General features: G+C 68.5%; 15 protein-coding genes and 1 rRNA gene. 12 read left to right on the forward strand and 4 right to left on the reverse strand.

Annotated elements, in window-relative coordinates; genetic code table 11:
- Positions 1 to 142: 142 nt before the first annotated feature.
- Positions 143 to 463: a WXG100 family type VII secretion target gene (locus tag ACXNSR_RS28130; protein WP_458638165.1), complete on the forward strand. Its 321-nt coding sequence runs from the start codon at positions 143 to 145 to the stop codon at positions 461 to 463.
- A 45-nt stretch (positions 464 to 508) separates the two neighbouring features.
- Positions 509 to 817: a WXG100 family type VII secretion target gene (locus ACXNSR_RS28135; protein WP_458638166.1), complete on the forward strand. Its 309-nt coding sequence runs from the start codon at positions 509 to 511 to the stop codon at positions 815 to 817.
- Between the two features lie 88 nt (positions 818 to 905).
- Here ACXNSR_RS28135 and ACXNSR_RS28140 read toward each other — a convergent pair whose 3' ends face one another.
- On the reverse strand, positions 906 to 1,151 hold the full coding sequence (locus ACXNSR_RS28140; RefSeq protein WP_458638167.1) for a DUF397 domain-containing protein: 246 nt from the start codon (positions 1,149 to 1,151) through the stop codon (positions 906 to 908).
- Between the two features lie 130 nt (positions 1,152 to 1,281).
- Positions 1,282 to 5,238: a type VII secretion protein EccCa gene (gene eccCa / locus ACXNSR_RS28145; protein ID WP_458638168.1), complete on the reverse strand. Its 3,957-nt coding sequence runs from the start codon at positions 5,236 to 5,238 to the stop codon at positions 1,282 to 1,284.
- Positions 5,239 to 5,434: 196 nt separating this feature from the next.
- Between eccCa and eccD the strand changes: the two genes are divergently transcribed.
- From eccD to ACXNSR_RS28175, 6 genes are all read left to right on the forward strand, one after another.
- Complete coding sequence (eccD, locus tag ACXNSR_RS28150; protein ID WP_458638169.1) at positions 5,435 to 6,955, forward strand: type VII secretion integral membrane protein EccD; 1,521 nt, start codon at positions 5,435 to 5,437, stop codon at positions 6,953 to 6,955.
- Positions 6,956 to 7,140: 185 nt separating this feature from the next.
- The gene (gene rpsO, locus ACXNSR_RS28155; protein WP_030011220.1) at positions 7,141 to 7,428 is read left to right on the forward strand and encodes a 30S ribosomal protein S15; all 288 of its coding nucleotides are present in this window, start codon (positions 7,141 to 7,143) and stop codon (positions 7,426 to 7,428) included.
- A 304-nt stretch (positions 7,429 to 7,732) separates the two neighbouring features.
- Entirely contained in the window at positions 7,733 to 9,955 is a 2,223-nt protein-coding gene (locus tag ACXNSR_RS28160) for a polyribonucleotide nucleotidyltransferase (protein ID WP_458643415.1), read from the forward strand.
- Positions 9,952 to 11,331 (forward strand): M16 family metallopeptidase, encoded by a 1,380-nt coding sequence (locus ACXNSR_RS28165; protein WP_458638170.1) that lies wholly within the window; start codon positions 9,952 to 9,954, stop codon positions 11,329 to 11,331. Before ACXNSR_RS28160 ends, ACXNSR_RS28165 begins: the two co-directional genes overlap by 4 nt.
- A gap of 25 nt (positions 11,332 to 11,356) precedes the next feature.
- Positions 11,357 to 12,109, forward strand: coding sequence for a 4-hydroxy-tetrahydrodipicolinate reductase (gene dapB / locus ACXNSR_RS28170; protein WP_458638171.1), 753 nt, complete (start codon positions 11,357 to 11,359; stop codon positions 12,107 to 12,109).
- Positions 12,110 to 12,125: 16 nt separating this feature from the next.
- Positions 12,126 to 12,578 carry a hypothetical protein gene (locus tag ACXNSR_RS28175; RefSeq protein ID WP_458638172.1) on the forward strand — a complete coding sequence of 151 codons (453 nt, stop codon included), beginning with the start codon at positions 12,126 to 12,128 and terminating at the stop codon, positions 12,576 to 12,578.
- A 33-nt stretch (positions 12,579 to 12,611) separates the two neighbouring features.
- Here the strand turns inward: ACXNSR_RS28175 and ACXNSR_RS28180 are convergent, their stop codons facing one another.
- Positions 12,612 to 13,172, reverse strand: a complete 561-nt coding sequence (locus ACXNSR_RS28180; protein WP_458638173.1) for a hypothetical protein — start codon at positions 13,170 to 13,172, stop codon at positions 12,612 to 12,614.
- Positions 13,173 to 13,220: 48 nt separating this feature from the next.
- The gene (locus ACXNSR_RS28185) at positions 13,221 to 13,460 is read right to left on the reverse strand and encodes a hypothetical protein (protein WP_382591080.1); all 240 of its coding nucleotides are present in this window, start codon (positions 13,458 to 13,460) and stop codon (positions 13,221 to 13,223) included.
- 245 nt (positions 13,461 to 13,705) lie between these two features.
- On the opposite strand from ACXNSR_RS28185, the gene thyX reads away from it, so the two are divergent.
- From thyX to ACXNSR_RS28205, 4 genes are all read left to right on the forward strand, one after another.
- Positions 13,706 to 14,446, forward strand: a complete 741-nt coding sequence (gene thyX, locus ACXNSR_RS28190; protein WP_030011069.1) for an FAD-dependent thymidylate synthase — start codon at positions 13,706 to 13,708, stop codon at positions 14,444 to 14,446.
- A 200-nt stretch (positions 14,447 to 14,646) separates the two neighbouring features.
- Positions 14,647 to 15,546 carry a 4-hydroxy-tetrahydrodipicolinate synthase gene (gene dapA / locus ACXNSR_RS28195; protein WP_458638174.1) on the forward strand — a complete coding sequence of 300 codons (900 nt, stop codon included), beginning with the start codon at positions 14,647 to 14,649 and terminating at the stop codon, positions 15,544 to 15,546.
- Between the two features lie 124 nt (positions 15,547 to 15,670).
- Positions 15,671 to 17,356 carry a ribonuclease J gene (locus tag ACXNSR_RS28200; RefSeq protein ID WP_458638175.1) on the forward strand — a complete coding sequence of 562 codons (1,686 nt, stop codon included), beginning with the start codon at positions 15,671 to 15,673 and terminating at the stop codon, positions 17,354 to 17,356.
- Between the two features lie 615 nt (positions 17,357 to 17,971).
- A 16S ribosomal RNA gene (locus tag ACXNSR_RS28205) occupies positions 17,972 to 19,495 on the forward strand.
- The last annotated feature ends 94 nt before the right edge of the window (positions 19,496 to 19,589 follow it).

Genomic DNA, 19,589 nt, shown 5'->3' on the forward strand with positions numbered 1-19,589 from the left:
TTCACGAGTGTGATCGGGGGATCGCGTGAAGCGGAGGGGGACGACCGGGGGCGCGTGGCTGACAACCGCGCCCGGAAAGGTCCGCCGCTCCGCCCGCGCAATCCGCCGGTTCTGCCGGCGAATTGAGAAGTGAGGAGCTTCGATGAGCACGAACACCTTCGGACTTGCAGACGATCCCGTAGTCCAGGCGAAGAACAAGATTGAAGAGACTGCCGAGGCCGTCACCAAGCAGGCCCGCGAGCTGGCCGACATCCTCGCCACGGTGAGCGCCGGCTGGACCGGTGTCGGTGCCCAGGGGTTCATCGACGCCCAGACGGCGGTGAACACCGACCACGACGAGATCCGTCGCCTGCTCGGCGTCCTGCACAACGCGGTGGCTCAGACCAAGAACCTGACCAACGCCCAGGACGACGAGGTGCGCACGGCGTTCAGGTCCATCCAGTCCGGTCTCAACAACGTCTGACCCACGTCGGTCTCACATAACCCACCCAGCGCGAAGGAGAAGCACATGGCTGCCGACGACGGCCACACCAAGGTCCGGTACGAGAGCGTCCAGCTGATGGCCAACCGCATCCGCCAGGTCTCCAAGAACATCATGGACGACCTGGCCGCGATGGAGCAGGCGGTGAAGGTCGTCACGGACACCTGGGACGGTGAGGCGCACGGCAAGTACGTCGTCCTCCAGGGCCAGTACAAGGGCAAGGCCGAGCACATGAAGGGCGTCCTGGAGAACGTGGCCCAGCTCATCGAGCGCGGCAAGGACGACTACCGCGCCACCGACAAGCGGGCGTCGGCCCTGTTCACCGAGGCCTACTGAGCCCGGTCGCCACTCAGGTCCGTACACGCCGAAGGGGCGTGCCCACACCGGGCACGCCCCTTCGGCGTTGTTTCCCGCGTCCGCCCCGTCAGGGACGGTGGTGGTCGAGGTCGAACTCGCCGTCCCTGGCACCGAGCACGAAGGCCTCCCACTCGGCGGCCGTGTAACGCAGCACCGTGTCGCGGTCCAGCGAGGACCTCATGGCCACCGCCCCCTCGGGAAGGCGGGCGATCTCGACCCGCTCCTCGTCCGGGCTGGTTCCGGGCGGCCCCTCCCACTCGACACCGCTGATGTCGAGCGCGTACAGCTCGTCCTTCTCCTGCTGAGTGCCCATGGGCGGCCTTTCCCTCGGTGGAGCGTCTTCACCGCCGATTATCGGTGCCGCGTCGGCCCGACGGGGAGGTTTCGCCCCGATCCTCCCCGCCGGCCGACCCTGGTCAGGTGTCCGGCCGGCGGGGAGGAGGTCACATACCGCCCGGCATCCGGCCGAGCTGCACCAGCGACGTCCCCCGCCTGCGCGAGACGAAGTTGGCCCGGCCCGGCGGCATCGGACGCGGCCGCACCGTGCCCACCAGATCGCCCTCGGACGGGTCGCCGGACAGGACCAGGCCCTGCGCGCCCAGCTCCTTGATCCGCTGCATGAACGGCTCGTACATGGAACGCGAGGCACCCGCCGAGTTGCGCGCGATGATGAAGCGGACACCCGTGTCACGGGCGAACGGCAAGTACTCCACCAGCGGTGCCAGCGGATTGCCCTGACTCGTGGCGACCAGGTCGAAGTCGTCGATGATGATGAACACGTCCGGGCCCGTCCACCAGCTGCGGTCGCGCAGCTGCTGCGGAGTGACGTCGGTCGGCGGCTGCCGCCGCGAGAACACCCCGCCCAGCGCCTCCATGTGCATCTGCAGGGAGTTGGCCATCGGGGCGTACTCCAGCAGGTGCTCCTCCGGCAGCGCCCCGAGAAGGGTCCGCCGGTAGTCGCCGACGACCAGGCGTGCCTGGTCCGGCGTGTAGCGCTCGGAGATCTGCTTGGCGATGAGCCGCAGCAGGTTCGTCTTGCCCGACTCGCTCTCGCCGAAGACGAGGAGGAAGGGGTCCGACTCGAAGTCGACGAACACCGGCTCCAGGTCGGTCTCGTCGATGCCGATCGCGATCCCGCGGCCGGGGTACTCCCCGCCCTTGGGCAGCTGGTCGGAGTGCAGCAGCCGCGGCAGCAGCCGTACGCCGGGAGCCGCCTGCCCCGCCCAGTGCTGCTTCACCGCTTCCACGAACGAGGCCGTGGCCTGCGACAGGTCGGCCGCCTCGTGCGAACCGTCGATGCGCGGCAGCGCGCCCAGGAAGTGCAGCTTCTCCGCGACCTGGCCGCGGCCGGGCATCCCCGTGGGGACGTTCGCCGCGACCTTGCGGTCGAACTCGGAGTCCATGGTGTCACCGAGCCGCAGCTCCAGACGGCTCAGCATCTGGTCCTTGAGCGCGGCCCGCACCTCCATGTACCGCGCCGCGGTGATCACCACGTGGATGCCGTAGCCCAGACCGCGCGAGGCGATGTCCGTGACGACCTGCTCCAGGCCCTCGTACTCGCCCCGGAAGTTGCCCCAGCCGTCCACGACCAGGAACACGTCGCCCCAGGGCTCGCCCGGCAGGTCACCGGCCGCCCGCCGGCGCCGGTAGGTGCCGATCGAGTCGATGTTGTTCGAGCGGAAGAACTCCTCGCGGCGATTGAGGATGCCCCCCACCTCCGCGACCGTGCGCCGGACCCGCTCCGGGTCCAGGCGCGAGGCGATCCCGCCCACGTGCGGCAGCTCGGCGACCGACGACAGGCTGCCACCACCGAAGTCCAGCCCGTAGAACTGCACCTCGCGCGGGGTGTGGGTGAGCGCGAACGACGAGATCAGCGTCCGCATCAGCGTCGACTTGCCCGACTGCGGACCACCGACCACCATCATGTGGCCCGCCGCACCCGAGAAGTCCCGGTACAGCACCTCGCGCCGCTGCTCGAACGGCTTGTCGATGAGGCCGAGCGGCACGACGAGCCCGCCGAGCCGCGTGTACCCGTCCGCGTGCAGCCCGCGCTCCGCGCTCGGCGCCAGCGCCGGCAGCAGCTGGTCCAGCGGCGGCGCCTGGTCGAGCGGCGGCAGCCACACCTGGTGCGCCGGCACCCCCTGACCCTCCAGCCGGCTCACGATCACGTCCAGCACCGTGTCCGCCAGCGCGTCGTCCTCGCGCACCGACTGCGCCGCCAGGTACGCCGGGTCCGGGGCCGCGTACACCACCGGCACCGGTGCCGCCGTGAACAGCGCGGGCCGCCGCTCCACCGGGAACTGCCCCACCGACAGGTCCGGCCCGCCCGAACGGTAGGTGCCCGAGACGTACGCCGCCTTGAAACGGGTCATCTCGTCCGTACCGAACTTCAGATAGCCCGAACCGGGCACCGACGGCAGGTGGTAGGCGTCCGGCACGCCGATCGCGGTCCGCGACTCCGACGCCGAGAAGGTCCGCAGACCGATCCGGTACGACAGGTACGTGTCCAGACCGCGCAGCTTGCCCTCCTCCAGGCGCTGCGAGGCCAGCAGCAGGTGCACACCCAGCGAACGGCCGATGCGGCCGATCTGGATGAACATGTCGATGAAGTCCGGCTTCGCCGTCAGCAGCTCGCTGAACTCGTCGATGACCAGCACCAGCGAGGCCAGCGGCTCCAGCGGGGCGCCCGCCGCACGGGCCTTCTCGTAGTCGTGGATGTTCGCGTAGTTGCCCGCCGAACGCAGCAGCTCCTGACGGCGCTGCAGCTCACCGCGGATCGAGTCGCCCATGCGGTCCACGAGCGTGAGGTCGTCCGCCAGGTTGGTGATCACCGCCGCCACGTGCGGCATCTGCCCCATACCAGTGAAGGTCGCACCACCCTTGAAGTCGGCCAGTACGAAGTTCAGGGTCTCCGACGTGTGCGTGACCGCCAGACCCAGCACCAGCGTGCGCAGCAGCTCCGACTTGCCGGAACCGGTCGCACCCACGCACAGACCGTGCGGACCCATGCCCTCCTGCGCGGCCTCCTTCAGGTCCAGCATCACCGGAGCGCCGTCCTCACCGACACCGATCGGCACGCGCAGCCGCTCGCCGGCCGACCTCGGCCGCCAGGTACGCGCCACGTCGACCGCGGCCGCGTCGCCCAGGTTCAGCAGGTCGGTGAAGTCCAGATTGGCCAGCAGCGGCTCGTCGTCGTCCCCGCCGCCCGTGCGCATCGGCGCCAGCTGCCGGGCCAGCGCCTCCGCCGCGGGCAGCGACAGCACGTCCGGCACACCCTCGTACGCGACCCCCGCGCCCGACTCCAGACGCAGCCGGCCCGGCCGCACCACGACCGACAGCCCGCCGCGCGGCTCGTCCAGCTCGCCCGCGACCACCTCGACGATGGTGACGCCCTGCAGGCCCTCGGCCGCGGCGAACACCGAGTCCGGCGGCACCATCCCACCGTCCAGCACGACCACCAGGTGCGGCTGGTCCAGCACCGGGGACACCTCGCGGCTGAACCGCGGCCGGCCCTCCAGCCTGGACGCCAGCAGCCCCTCCAGCTCCGCGAGGTCATCGCCGAACAGCCGCTTCGTTCCGGCCCCGTCGACCTGCCCCGGGACCTGCGTGTGCGGCAGCCACTTCGTCCAGTCCCACGAGGGCACCGCACCCGGCGCCGCCACCACGGCCACCATCAGGTCCTCGGGGGAGTGCAGCGTCGCCAGCTGCGCCACCATCGCCCGTGCGGTCCCGCGCGCGGACTCCGGCTCCCCGGACACCGTCACGTGGTAGAAGGCGCGGATCGACAGCGCCATCGGCAGCCCGTCCAGCGAGGAGTGCACCTTCAAGAACCGCTGCATCGCGCCCGCGGTCAACGGCTCCAGCTCGTCCACCGGCGCCGTCTCCGGTGCCACCAGCGGCGTCGCCAGGCGCTGCGCGCCCAGTCCGACCCGGGCCTGCCCGAAGTCCTGGTCGCCGACCCGCCGCTCCCACAGCCGGGAGCCCTCCGCCACCACCGACCACAACTGCTCGGGAGCCGGGTGCAGATACAGCTGCGCGTCACGCTGCGCCCGCGCGGTCCGGCGTACCTGACGACGCGTCTGCGCGAGATATTTGAGGTAGTCCCGGCGCACATCGGCCATTTGCCCCTGCGTACCGCGCCGGTGGCGCACCAACTGCGCGACGACCATGGCCACCGTCGACGCCAGCATCAGCACACCCATGATGCGCATGAAGGGGGCCGCACCCGGCATGAAGAAGAAGACGACGGAGGAGCCCATGCCGAGCATCGGCAGGAGCTGCATCAGCATGCCCTCCTGCTGCCCGCGCGGAAGTTCGGGCGGAGCTTCCAGCCGCAGCTCCTCCGCCGGAACCTCGGGCGGCAGGGACCGCGGCGGGCGTTTGACGACGATCTGGCTCACCGGAGCATCAATCCCTCGAAAACGGACGGGACGTCGCAACCGGCGCCCCCAAGTCCCGGGCGCGAAGGGGGTCTCCCCCACGCGACGGTGATCCTACTTGCCGACAGTCGGTCATAAGCCCGGTAGGGTGGCGCGCGCAGCATGCGCATCCGCGAATCATCCGCCGGTGCGGGCGCCAACCAGGGGGGTCACACAGGTGAGTACGGCCGGGACGACGGGTTTCTGCAGGGTCACCGTCGTGGCCCCCGACAGCCGCATCGACGTCGCCCTCCCCGAGGACATCGCCGTCGCCGACGTCTACCCCGAGCTGCTGCGCCTCACCGGCCAGACCCAGCCGGTGGGCGCCCCGACCGGCTTCCACCTCGTACGCCGCTCCGGCACCGTCCTCGACGGCGCCCGGACCCTCGCCGGCCAGCAGGTCCTCGACGGCGAGGTGCTGAGCCTGCGCCCCTTCGCCGAGTCCCTGCCGCCCGCCGTGTTCGACGACGTGTCCGACGCCGTCGCCTCCGCCGTCGTCCGCGACCGGCACCGCTGGAGCGACGACATGCTGCGCGGCGCGGGCCTGGCCGGCGCCGCCGTGCTGCTCGTCATGCTGGGCTTCGTCCTCTGGTACGCCGACCCGCTGCGCCACGACATGCACGGCCTGCCCGGGATCATCGCGGGCGCCGTCGGCATCCTGCTCACCGCCGTCGCCGGGGTGCGCGCCCGCGTCTACCGCGACCGCCTCTCCGCCGTCGCCCTCGGCCTCGGCGCCCTCCCGCACCTGATGATCGCCGGCTCCGGGATCATCGCCCCGGCCGTCGGCCAGGGACCCGGGCGCCTGCAGTTCCTGCTCGGCTGCGTCTGCGCCCTGATCGCCTCCGTCGCGCTGGTCGCGCTCACCCCCAGCGGCGACGCCCCCTTCGTCGCGGCCACCTTCGTCGCCGCCACCGGAACCATCGCCACCTTCGTGGCCATCGCCACCGAGGCCTCCGCCACCTACACCGCCGCCGTCTGCGCCCCCGTCGCCATCGGCCTCGTCGCCTTCCTCCCCGGCCTCTCCGCCCGCTTCGCCCGCCTGCCCATCGGCTACGCCGCCCCGCAGAGCGCCACCGACGACTACGTCGACTACGCGGTGACCCCGGACCGCTACGAGACCGAGCCGTACGGTGAGCAGTCCGGCTCCGACCAGCACGAGCCGGGCGCCGCCCCGCTGGACGCCGAGGCCATCGCCGCCCAGGCGCGCCGCGGCCACGAGATGCTGCTCGGCCTGGTCGGCGGCTGCGCCGCGGTCGCCGTCGGAGCCGCCGCCGTCCTCGGCTTCTCCGAGAACACCTGGGGCCGCCTGCTGGCGCTCGCCACCGGCCTCGCCATGCTGCTGCGCGCCCGCCTCTTCCGCTACACCTCCCAGGTCGTCTGCGCCCTCGTCGCGGGCCTCGTCGCCATCGCACTGCTGATCCTGGGCATGGCCCTGCACCCGCCGACCGACCTGCTCGAAGCCCTCCTGCGGGAGCACGACAGCAGCGGCCTGGACCTCCGTACGATCTGGCTGACCGCCGCCGTCGCGGCCGGCGCGGCACTCCTCGCCGGAATTGCGCTGGTCATTCCCCGCAAGGGTCTGTCACCCTTCTGGGGGCGGCTGCTCGACCTCACCGAGGCGGCGGTCCTGCTCAGCCTTGTGCCGCTCACCCTGGCCGTGCTGGACGTGTACTCCCGCGCCAGGTCTCTCACCAGCTGAGACGTGGCGCAGCGGCAGCCTGGTACGCTGTGTGACGGCCGTTTGTGTACGCGTCCCCCGGATTCCTCGACGAGAGGGTCTGTGGACTGCGCTCAGCGGACCCCGCCTCCCGAGTAACGGAAGCTCCCCAGAGACTCAGACCTGGGGCACTCGGTGGCAACGAAGACCTAAAACGAGGAGTACGCGTGCCGCTCGACGCCGCTACGAAGAAGCAGATCATCACCGAGTTCGGTGCCAAGGAGGGCGACACCGGCTCCCCCGAGGTCCAGGTTGCGATGCTCTCCCGCCGCATCTCGGACCTGACCGAGCACCTCAAGACGCACAAGCACGACCACCACTCCCGTCGTGGTCTGCTGATCCTGGTCGGCCAGCGTCGCCGCCTGCTGCAGTACCTGGCCAAGAAGGACATCCAGCGCTTCCGTACGCTGGTCGAGCGCCTCGGCATCCGCCGCGGTGCGGCCGGCGCCAAGTAAAGCGCTGTGAAGGGAGCGGTTCCCACATCCGGGGGCCGCTCCCTTTGCTGTACGTGCGGGACGGACCGGACCCTTTGTAGTCTGGAACGGACGCACGTGCGCGTCTGAGGAAGACGCGCACAACTGAAGAGGAGGAGCGCCCTCCCACGCCGCCGGTCCTCGGTAGTGGCACCCGGAATGCCCCCGAGGGCAACGAACCGGGTGCTTCGATCGAAGACCGGCCCGCACGCCAGGAGCGCTTCTCCGCAACCGTCCACCGCCACACGGGCGGCGGACGGAGACGACGAAAATGGAGAAAACGCTAGTGGAGAACGAGACCCACTACGCCGAGGCCGTCATTGACAACGGTTCCTTCGGCACCCGCACCATCCGCTTCGAGACGGGCCGTCTGGCCCGCCAGGCCGCCGGCTCCGCCGTTGCCTACCTGGACGACGACACGATGGTGCTGTCCGCCACCACCGCGTCGAAGAAGCCCAAGGACCAGCTCGACTTCTTCCCCCTGACGGTGGACGTCGAGGAGCGGCAGTACGCGGCCGGCAAGATCCCCGGCTCCTTCTTCCGCCGTGAGGGCCGCCCCTCCGAGGACGCGATCCTCACCTGCCGCCTGATCGACCGCCCGCTGCGCCCGTCCTTCAAGAAGGGCCTGCGCAACGAGATCCAGGTCGTCGCCACGGTCATGGCGCTCAACCCCGACCACCTGTACGACGTCATCGCGATCAACGCCGCGTCCGCGTCCACCCAGCTGGCCGGTCTGCCCTTCTCCGGCCCGATCGGCGGCGTCCGCGTCGCGCTGATCCGCGGCCAGTGGGTGGCGTTCCCGACGCACACCGAGCTCGAGGACGCCGTCTTCGACATGGTCGTGGCGGGTCGCACCCTCGAGGACGGCGACGTCGCGATCATGATGGTCGAGGCCGAGGCCACCGAGAAGACCATCGCCCTCGTCAAGGGCGGCGCCGAGGCGCCGACCGAGGAGATCGTCGCCGCCGGTCTGGACGCCGCGAAGCCCTTCATCAAGGTCCTCTGCAAGGCCCAGTCGGACCTCGCGGCCAAGGCCGCCAAGCCCGAGGGCGAGTTCCCGGTCTTCCTGGACTACCAGGACGACGTGTACGAGGCCCTCGCGGCCGCCGTCAAGGGCGAGCTCTCCCAGGCGCTGACCATCGCGGGCAAGCAGGACCGCGAGGCCGAGCTGGACCGCGTCAAGGAGATCGCCGCCGAGAAGCTCCTCCCGGCCTTCGAAGGCCGCGAGAAGGAGATCTCCGCCGCGTACCGCAGCCTGACCAAGGCCCTGGTCCGCGAGCGCGTCATCAAGGACAAGGTCCGCATCGACGGCCGCGGGATCACGGACATCCGTACCCTCGCCGCCGAGGTCGAGGCCATCCCGCGCGTGCACGGCTCGGCGCTGTTCGAGCGTGGCGAGACCCAGATCCTGGGCGTCACCACCCTCAACATGCTCCGCATGGAGCAGCAGCTGGACACCCTCTCCCCGGTGACCCGCAAGCGCTACATGCACAACTACAACTTCCCGCCGTACTCCGTCGGCGAGACCGGCCGCGTCGGTTCGCCGAAGCGCCGCGAGATCGGCCACGGCGCGCTCGCCGAGCGCGCGATCGTGCCGGTCCTCCCGACCCGCGAGGAGTTCCCCTACGCGATCCGTCAGGTGTCCGAGGCCCTCGGCTCCAACGGTTCGACGTCCATGGGCTCGGTCTGCGCCTCCACCATGTCGCTGCTGAACGCCGGTGTGCCCCTCAAGGCCCCCGTCGCCGGTATCGCCATGGGCCTGATCTCCCAGGAGATCGACGGCAAGACGCACTACGTCGCCCTCACCGACATCCTCGGTGCGGAGGACGCCTTCGGCGACATGGACTTCAAGGTCGCCGGCACCAAGGAGTTCGTCACCGCCCTCCAGCTGGACACCAAGCTGGACGGCATCCCGGCCTCCGTCCTGGCCGCGGCCCTCAAGCAGGCCCGCGACGCCCGCCTCCACATCCTCGACGTGATGATGGAAGCGATCGACACGCCGGACGAGATGTCCCCCAACGCCCCGCGGATCATCACCGTCAAGATCCCGGTGGACAAGATCGGTGAGGTCATCGGGCCCAAGGGCAAGATGATCAACCAGATCCAGGAGGACACCGGCGCCGAGATCACGATCGAGGACGACGGCACCATCTACATCGGTGCCGCCGACGGCCCGGCCGCCGAGGCCGCCCGCGCCACGATCAACGGCATCGCCAACCCGACCATGCCGGAGGTCGGCGAGCGCTACCTGGGTACGGTCGTCAAGACCACCACCTTCGGTGCCTTCGTCTCCCTGCTCCCGGGCAAGGACGGCCTGCTGCACATCTCGCAGATCCGCAAGCTCGCCGGTGGCAAGCGCGTGGAGAACGTCGAGGACGTGCTCGCGGTCGGCACCAAGGTCCAGGTGGAGATCGCCGAGATCGACCAGCGCGGCAAGCTCTCCCTGATCCCCGTGATCGACGGCGAGGCCGCCGGTGACGACGCTGACAAGGACGACTCCGACAAGTGATGTCGCGTAGTTCCCGTGTGACGGCCCGCCCCTCCTCGGAGGGGCGGGCCGTCGCCCGTACCCAAACCCTCCTCAAGGGCAGCAACGGCATCGGCACCGTCCGGCGCACCGTGCTGCCCGGCGGACTGCGCATCGTCACCGAGACGCTGCCCTCCGTCCGCTCCGCCACCTTCGGCATCTGGGCGCACGTCGGCTCCCGTGACGAGACGCCCACGCTGAACGGCGCCACGCACTACCTGGAGCACCTCCTCTTCAAGGGCACGCACCGGCGCAGCGCCCTCGACATCTCCTCCGCGATCGACGCGGTCGGCGGCGAGATGAACGCCTTCACGGCGAAGGAGTACACCTGCTACTACGCCCGGGTGCTCGACACCGACCTGCCGCTGGCCATCGACGTGGTCTGCGACATGCTCACCGGCTCGCTGATCCGCGAGGAGGACGTCGACGCCGAGCGCGGCGTCATCCTCGAAGAGATCGCGATGACCGAGGACGACCCGGGCGACATGGTGCACGACCTGTTCGCGCAGACCATGTACGGGGACACCCCCCTGGGCCGCCCCGTCCTCGGCACCGTCGACACGATCAACGCGCTCGGCGCCGACCGGATCCGCCGCTTCTACAAGAAGCACTACGACCCGACGCACCTGGTCGTGGCCGCCGCCGGCAACGTCGACCACAACAAGGTCGTGCGCCAGGTCCGCGCCGCCTTCGAGAAGGCCGGCGCGCTGACCCGCACCGACGCCGAGCCGATCGGCCCGCGCACCGGCGCCAAGCGCATCCGCACCGCCGGCCGCGTCGACCTCGTGAACCGCAGGACCGAGCAGGCCCACGTGGTCCTCGGCATGCCCGGCCTCGCCCGGACCGACGAGCGCCGCTGGGCACTGGGCGTGCTCAACACCGCTCTCGGCGGCGGCATGTCCTCGCGCCTGTTCCAGGAGGTCCGGGAGAAGCGCGGCCTCGCCTACAGCGTGTACTCGTACACCTCGGGCTTCGCCGACACCGGCCTCTTCGGCGTGTACGCGGGCTGCCGCCCCAACCAGGTGCACGACGTGCTCCGGATCTGCCGCGACGAGCTCGACAAGGTCGCGACTGAGGGCCTCGCGGACGACGAGATCAAGCGGGCCATCGGCCAGCTCTCCGGATCCACCGTCCTCGGCCTGGAGGACACCGGCGCGATCATGAACCGCATCGGCAAGAGCGAGCTGTGCTGGGGCGACCAGATGTCCGTGGACGACATGCTGGCCCGGATCGCGGCCGTGACCCCGGACGACATCCGCTCGGTGGCACAGGATGTACTGGCACAGCGGCCCTCGCTCGCGGTGATCGGCCCGCTGAAGGAGAAGCAGGCCGCCCGTCTCGACGAAGCGGTCGCCTAGTTCCGTACGTGAGTGAGGAAGCAATATGAGCAAGCTGCGCGTGGCAGTCCTCGGCGCCCAGGGCCGCATCGGCGCCGAGGCCGTCAAGGCGGTCGAGGCCGCCGAGGACATGGAACTGGTCGCGGCGCTCGGCCGCGGCGACAAGCTGGAGACGCTGGCCGAGGCCGGCGCCCAGGTCGCGGTCGAGCTGACCACCCCGGGATCGGTGATGGGGAATCTGGACTTCCTCATCCGTCACGGCATCCACGGAGTGGTCGGTACCACCGGCTGGACCGAGGACCGCCTCGCGCAGCTGGGCACCTGGCTCGACGGTTCGCCGGAGACCGGTGTGCTCATCGCCCCGAACTTCTCCATCGGCGCCGTCCTCACCATGAAGTTCGCCGCCCAGGCCGCTCGCTACTTCGAGTCCGTGGAGGTCGTCGAGCTGCACCACCCGAACAAGGTCGACGCCCCCTCCGGCACGGCGACCCGTACGGCGCAGCTCATCGCGGCCGCCCGTGCCGAGGCCGGCCTCGGCGCCCAGCCCGACGCCACCGCCACCGCGCTCGACGGCGCGCGCGGCGCGGACGTCGACGGCGTCCCGGTGCACGCGGTCCGCCTGCGCGGCCTGCTGGCCCACCAGGAAGTACTCCTCGGCGGCGAGGGCGAGACCCTGACCATCCGTCACGATTCCCTGCACCACAGCAGCTTCATGCCGGGCATCCTGCTCGGTGTGCGCCGAGTGGTGCGGACCCCGGGCCTCACCTTCGGCCTGGAACACTTCCTCGACCTGGGCTGACCGGACTGATTTCACGATGCGCGCGAAGATCACCTACTTCATCACGGCCGCCGTTCTGGTGGTCTACTTCGTCCTGGTCGGCAGCCGGGGCCTGATGCTGATCCAGCACGGCACCTGGCTCACCGTCACCTTCGGGGTGGCCGTGCTGATCCTGCCGGTCATCGGTGTCTGGTTCCTCTGGCAGAACACCCGGTTCGTCACGCGGGCCAACCTCCTCGCGACCGAGCTGGAGGCCGAGGGCGGGCTGCCCGTCGACGAGCTGGAGCGGGACGCGTACGGGCGGATCCTGCGGGACTCCGCCGACGAGGTCTTCGCGCGCCGCAAGGCCGAGACCGAGGACGCGCCGGGGGACTGGCGCAGCTGGTTCCGGCTCGCCGTCGCCTACCACGACGCGCGGGACACCCCGCGGGCGCGCAAGGCGATGCAGCGGGCGATCGCCCTGCACGACAAGAAGCCCGTACAGGTCTGACCTGTACGGGCTTCCAGGGGCGGTTCGGGCCGGTCAGGCGGCCACGGGCCGGTACTCGTCGGCCCAGGCGCCCACCGTGTCGGCGGCCCGGTCGAAGGCCTCGGTCCGCGACAGGAAGTCGGCGTTGTGGTCGGTCAGCAGTACCGGCGCCTCCGCACCGTTCCGCGCGCCCATCGTCAGCGCCTGGCCCTGCACGGTCCTCGGCAGCCCGAGCCAGCGCACCGGCTGCTGCACCGTGCGCAGTTCGCCGATCTCGCTCCAGGCGGTGGTGCGGGTCACGAAGAACCCCACCCGGCGCAGTCCCGCGGGGCTCACCCAGACGCCCACGCGCAGGGTCTGCACCGCCGACCCGACGACCGCGAGGGCGGCGATCAGGCAGACGAGCGCTCCGCCCCAGCCGCCCGCGAAGGCGACGATCATCGTCGCCAGCAGCATGAACGCCGACAGCAGGAGCAGCAGCGCGCCGATGCCCACGCGCCAGGGGCCGGGCCGGTAGGGCCGGCGCCAGCGGTCCTGGTCGGCATGGGCCAGGATCTCGTCGCCGTCGTCATCCGCGTCGGATACGCCGTCGGCCGTCAAGAAGGGCAGGGGCACGGCTGGACCTCACTCACATGCACGTTCGGTTGGGCTCTGCCCGTGAGGCTACCGCCCCTGGGACGCCTCCGACTGCTGCGACTTCTCCGGCACCTTGCTCGGCTGCAGTGCGGGCATACCGAGGAGCAGTGAGCCGGCGAGCCCCGCCACCACGGTCAGTCCGACCAGGGTACGGGCGATCAACTGGGTTCTGCCCAGGCGCTCGCGCGGCGGCGGAGTGACGTTGCTTCGGAAACGGTCGGCCTCGGAGACGAAGGCGAACGGGACGGGTTCGCGCCGGAGGAACATCGGAGTGAATCTCCTCGGGGTGGAGGGGAGTGCGTTCTTCTGGGTAGGACGTACGAGCCCGTCAATCGGTGCCGGATTTCGGGACATTAGGAAAAATTCATGGCTGTGCGTCAGCTGTGCGACACGTGGTGCCGACCCCACGCCGAAGCCGCGTCGAAGCCGCGCGCCGGGTGCGTCCGCACAGGCCGTGCGAGGGGCGCCGTAGAGTGGGCGCGCCCCAGGACGCACGTTTGGAAGGACCCCCGGTGAGCGAAACCGCCGCTTCAGATCTGAAACCCAGCTTCCGCAGCGACGTGACGGTGGAGCTGGTGAAGCACTCCGCCGCCGACTCCGACGTACTGTGGGCCGCTCGCGTCTCCACGGCCGGCGAGCAGTCGCTGGAGGAGCTGCAGAAGGACCCGGAGCGCTCCAAGGGCCTCATCAACTACCTGATGCGCGACCGCCACGGCAGCCCGTTCGAGCACAACTCGATGACCTTCTTCATCAGTGCCCCGATCTTCGTCTTCCGCGAGTTCATGCGCCACCGCGTGGGCTGGTCGTACAACGAGGAGTCGGGCCGCTACAGGGAGCTCGAGCCGGTCTTCTACGTCCCGGACGCCGAGCGCAAGCTGGTTCAGGAGGGCCGCCCGGGCAAGTACGTCTTCGTCGAGGGCACCCAGGCGCAGCAGGAACTGACCGGCCGCGTCATGGAGGACTCCTACGTGCAGGCATACGAGGCCTACCGCGAGATGCTCGCCGCGGGCGTGGCCCGGGAGGTCGCCCGTTCGGTCCTGCCGGTCGGTCTTTTCTCCTCGATGTACGCCACCTGCAACGCGCGCTCGCTGATGCACTTCCTCGGTCTGCGTACGCAGCACGAGCTCGCGGCGGTCCCGTCCTTCCCGCAGCGGGAGATCGAGATGGTCGGCGAGAAGATGGAGCAGCACTGGGCGAAGCTCATGCCGCTGACGTACGCCGCCTACAACGGCAACGGGCGCGTTGCCCCGTAGGGGCCGGTACACCCGTCGCGTACAGATGTACGGCGTCAAGTCCGAAGTGTCCGTATTGCGACGTTTCGTAAAGTTCATCTAGGCTGATCAAACGGACCCGGCACTGCTTGAACCCCCGAGCAGGCAGTGCCGGCGTCCAACACCCCGTTGACGTCCCCCGAGGGGACACCGCGAGCATGGCAGCGAGTAGCGTGTTACCCATGGCTCCGATCTCGACTCCGCAGACCCCCTTCGGGCGGGTCCTCACCGCCATGATCACGCCGTTTACGGCGGATGGCGTTCTCGACCTCGACGGCGCGCAGCGGCTCGCCGTCCACCTGGTGGACGCAGGCAACGACGGCCTGATCATCAACGGCACCACCGGTGAGTCGCCCACCACCACCGACGCGGAGAAAAACGACCTCGTACGAGCCGTACTCGAAGCCGTCGGAGACCGCGCCCACGTGGTCGCGGGCATCGGTACCAACGACACCCGCCACACCCTCGAGCTGGCCCGCCAGGCCGAGCGCACCGGCGCACACGGCCTGCTCGCGGTCACGCCGTACTACAGCAAGCCGCCGCAGGAAGGCCTCTTCCGGCACTTCACGGCCATCGCCGACGCCACCGGGCTGCCGGTGATGCTCTACGACATCCCCGGCCGCAGCGGTGTCCCGATCGACACCGAAACCCTGGTCAGGCTGGCCGAGCACCCCCGTATCGTTGCCAACAAGGACGCCAAGAGCGACCTCGGCCGGGCAAGCTGGGCCATCGCGCAGAGCGGCCTGGCCTGGTACTCGGGTGACGACATGCTGAACCTGCCGCTCCTTTCGGTCGGCGCGGTCGGATTCGTCTCCGTGGTCAGCCACGTGGTCACCCCCGAGCTGCGCGCCATGCTGGAGGCCCACCTGGGCGGAGACGTCCAGAAGGCGACCGAGATCCACCAGAAGCTGCTCCCGATCTTCACCGGCATGTTCCGCACCCAGGGTGTAATGACCACCAAGGGCGCACTGAACCTGCAGGGCCTGCCCGCCGGCCCGCTGCGGCTCCCGCTGATCGAGCTGACCGCCGAAGAGACGGCCCAGCTCAAGATCGATCTTGCTGCCGGCGGGGTACAGCTCTGACAACAGACTTCACAACTGAATACGCATGAACAACCACATACAGAACAGACAACAGCAAGTGCACGAATGACATGCGCGCCACGTGCCTTCCGGGGTACGTGGCGTGCGTGGTGAGGAGACACTTTTGAGCCATCCGCATCCGGAACTCGGTCCGCCGCCGAAGCTGCCCAAGGGCGGCCTCAGAGTCACCCCCCTGGGCGGTCTCGGCGAGATCGGCCGCAACATGACCGTCTTCGAGTACGACGGCCGTCTGCTGATCGTCGACTGCGGCGTCCTCTTCCCCGAGGAGGAGCAGCCGGGCATCGACCTGATCCTGCCGGACTTCACGTCCATCCGGGACCGCCTCGACGACATCGACGGCATCGTCCTCACGCACGGCCACGAGGACCACATCGGCGCCGTCCCCTACCTCCTCCGGGAGAAGGCGGACATCCCGCTGATCGGCTCCAAGCTGACGCTGGCCCTCATCGAGGCGAAGCTCCAGGAGCACCGCATCCGCCCCTACACCCTTGAGGTGAAGGAAGGCGAGCGCGAGCACCTCGGCCCCTTCGACTGCGAGTTCATCGCGGTCAACCACTCCATCCCGGACGCCCTGGCCGTGGCCATCCGTACGGGCGCCGGCATGGTCGTCGCCACCGGCGACTTCAAGATGGACCAGCTCCCGCTGGACAAGCGCCTCACCGACCTGCACGCCTTCGCGCGTCTGAGCGAAGAGGGCATCGACCTCCTTCTCTCCGACTCCACGAACGCCGAGGTCCCGGGCTTCGTCCCGCCGGAGCGGGACATCTCCAACGCGATCCGCGGGGTCTTCGCGGGTGCTCAGAAGCGGATCATCGTGGCGTCGTTCGCCAGCCACGTGCACCGCATCCAGCAGATCCTCGACGCCGCCCACGAGTACGGCCGCCGGGTCGCCTTCGTCGGCCGCTCGATGGTCCGCAACATGGGCATCGCCCGTGACCTCGGCTACCTGAAGGTCCCGGCCGGTCTCATCGTCGACGTCAAGACCCTCGACGACCTGCCGGACGACGAGGTCGTGCTGGTCTGTACGGGCTCCCAGGGCGAGCCGATGGCGGCCCTGTCCCGGATGGCCAACCGCGACCACCAGATCCGGATCGTCCCCGGCGACACCGTGATCCTGGCGTCGTCCCTGATCCCGGGCAACGAGAACGCGGTCTACCGCGTGATCAACGGCCTGACCCGCTGGGGCGCCAACGTCGTGCACAAGGGCAACGCCAAGGTGCACGTCTCGGGCCACGCCTCGGCCGGCGAGCTGCTGTACTTCTACAACATCTGCAAGCCGCGGAACCTGATGCCGGTCCACGGCGAATGGCGCCACCTGCGCGCCAACGCCGAGCTCGGTGCCATGACGGGCGTCCCGAAGGACCGCATCGTCATCGCCGAGGACGGCGTGGTCGTCGACCTGATCGACGGCAAGGCCCGGATCTCCGGCAAGGTCCAGGCCGGCTACGTCTACGTGGACGGCCTGTCGGTCGGCGACGTCACGGAGGCCTCCCTCAAGGACCGCCGGATCCTCGGCGACGAGGGCATCATCTCGGTCTACGTCGTGGTGGACAGCACCACCGGCAAGGTCGTCAGCGGCCCGAACATCCAGGCCCGCGGCTCCGGCATCGAGGACTCGGCCTTCTCCTCGGTCATCCCGAAGATCGAGGAAGCCATCGCCCGCGCCGCGGCCGACGGTGTCGCCGAACCGCACCAGATCCAGCAGCTCATCCGTCGCACGATGGGCAAGTGGGTCTCGGACGGCTACCGCCGCCGCCCGATGATCCTGCCGGTCGTCGTCGAGGTCTGACCCTCGCCGTAGCGACCGAACGGGAGCGGGGCAACCGGATTTGCATCCGGGGGCCCCGCTCCAGTACGTTTACGTCTCCACCTCGCACGGCACCCCGGCACACACGTGTGTCCGGACCAGTCATGCGGGCGGGCGGGAATCAAGGCCCAGGGAAACCTGATAAAGTCTGATCCGCCCGAAAGGGAAAGGCCCCTCCAACGGCCACCAATTCAAATCCCACCCGGAAACGGCGCGGAAATGTTCTGGTAAGGTTGGAACCGCCGGAAAGGGAAAGCGCGAAAGCGAAAACCTGGAAAGCGCCGAGGAAGTCGGACACGAAAGAGTCTGATAGAGTCGGAAACGCAAGAACAGAACGAAAGCCCGGAGGAAAGCCCGAGAGGGTGAGTACAAAGGAAGCGTCCGTTCCTTGAGAACTCAACAGCGTGCCAAAAATCAACGCCAGAAGTTGATACCCCATCCACTTCGGTGGATGAGGTTCCTTTGAAAAAGACCTGTGAGGCTTCCTCGTGAAGTGCTTGCAGGCAACAACACAGCGAGGACGTTGTGGCGCGTCGGTCATATTCCGACATGACGTGCCCGCTCTAAGTGATGTGTGCACCCGATTACGGGTAAACATTCATGGAGAGTTTGATCCTGGCTCAGGACGAACGCTGGCGGCGTGCTTAACACATGCAAGTCGAACGATGAAGCCCTTCGGGGTGGATTAGTGGCGAACGGGTGAGTAACACGTGGGCAATCTGCCCTTCACTCTGGGACAAGCCCTGGAAACGGGGTCTAATACCGGATACCACTCCTGCCTGCATGGGCGGGGGTTGAAAGCTCCGGCGGTGAAGGATGAGCCCGCGGCCTATCAGCTTGTTGGTGGGGTAATGGCCCACCAAGGCGACGACGGGTAGCCGGCCTGAGAGGGCGACCGGCCACACTGGGACTGAGACACGGCCCAGACTCCTACGGGAGGCAGCAGTGGGGAATATTGCACAATGGGCGAAAGCCTGATGCAGCGACGCCGCGTGAGGGATGACGGCCTTCGGGTTGTAAACCTCTTTCAGCAGGGAAGAAGCGAAAGTGACGGTACCTGCAGAAGAAGCGCCGGCTAACTACGTGCCAGCAGCCGCGGTAATACGTAGGGCGCAAGCGTTGTCCGGAATTATTGGGCGTAAAGAGCTCGTAGGCGGCTTGTCACGTCGGATGTGAAAGCCCGAGGCTTAACCTCGGGTCTGCATTCGATACGGGCTAGCTAGAGTGTGGTAGGGGAGATCGGAATTCCTGGTGTAGCGGTGAAATGCGCAGATATCAGGAGGAACACCGGTGGCGAAGGCGGATCTCTGGGCCATTACTGACGCTGAGGAGCGAAAGCGTGGGGAGCGAACAGGATTAGATACCCTGGTAGTCCACGCCGTAAACGTTGGGAACTAGGTGTTGGCGACATTCCACGTCGTCGGTGCCGCAGCTAACGCATTAAGTTCCCCGCCTGGGGAGTACGGCCGCAAGGCTAAAACTCAAAGGAATTGACGGGGGCCCGCACAAGCGGCGGAGCATGTGGCTTAATTCGACGCAACGCGAAGAACCTTACCAAGGCTTGACATATACCGGAAAGCATTAGAGATAGTGCCCCCCTTGTGGTCGGTATACAGGTGGTGCATGGCTGTCGTCAGCTCGTGTCGTGAGATGTTGGGTTAAGTCCCGCAACGAGCGCAACCCTTGTCCTGTGTTGCCAGCATGCCCTTCGGGGTGATGGGGACTCACAGGAGACCGCCGGGGTCAACTCGGAGGAAGGTGGGGACGACGTCAAGTCATCATGCCCCTTATGTCTTGGGCTGCACACGTGCTACAATGGCCGGTACAATGAGCTGCGATACCGTGAGGTGGAGCGAATCTCAAAAAGCCGGTCTCAGTTCGGATTGGGGTCTGCAACTCGACCCCATGAAGTCGGAGTCGCTAGTAATCGCAGATCAGCATTGCTGCGGTGAATACGTTCCCGGGCCTTGTACACACCGCCCGTCACGTCACGAAAGTCGGTAACACCCGAAGCCGGTGGCCCAACCCTTGTGGAGGGAGCTGTCGAAGGTGGGACTGGCGATTGGGACGAAGTCGTAACAAGGTAGCCGTACCGGAAGGTGCGGCTGGATCACCTCCTTTCTAAGGAGCACAGTACCGATTGCAGACAAACGTTCTGCACGGTCAGCTCATGGGTGGAACGTTGATTAGTTGGCACGGTTTCCGAAACTCTCTG

Source organism: Streptomyces sp. NC-S4, from assembly GCF_054353315.1.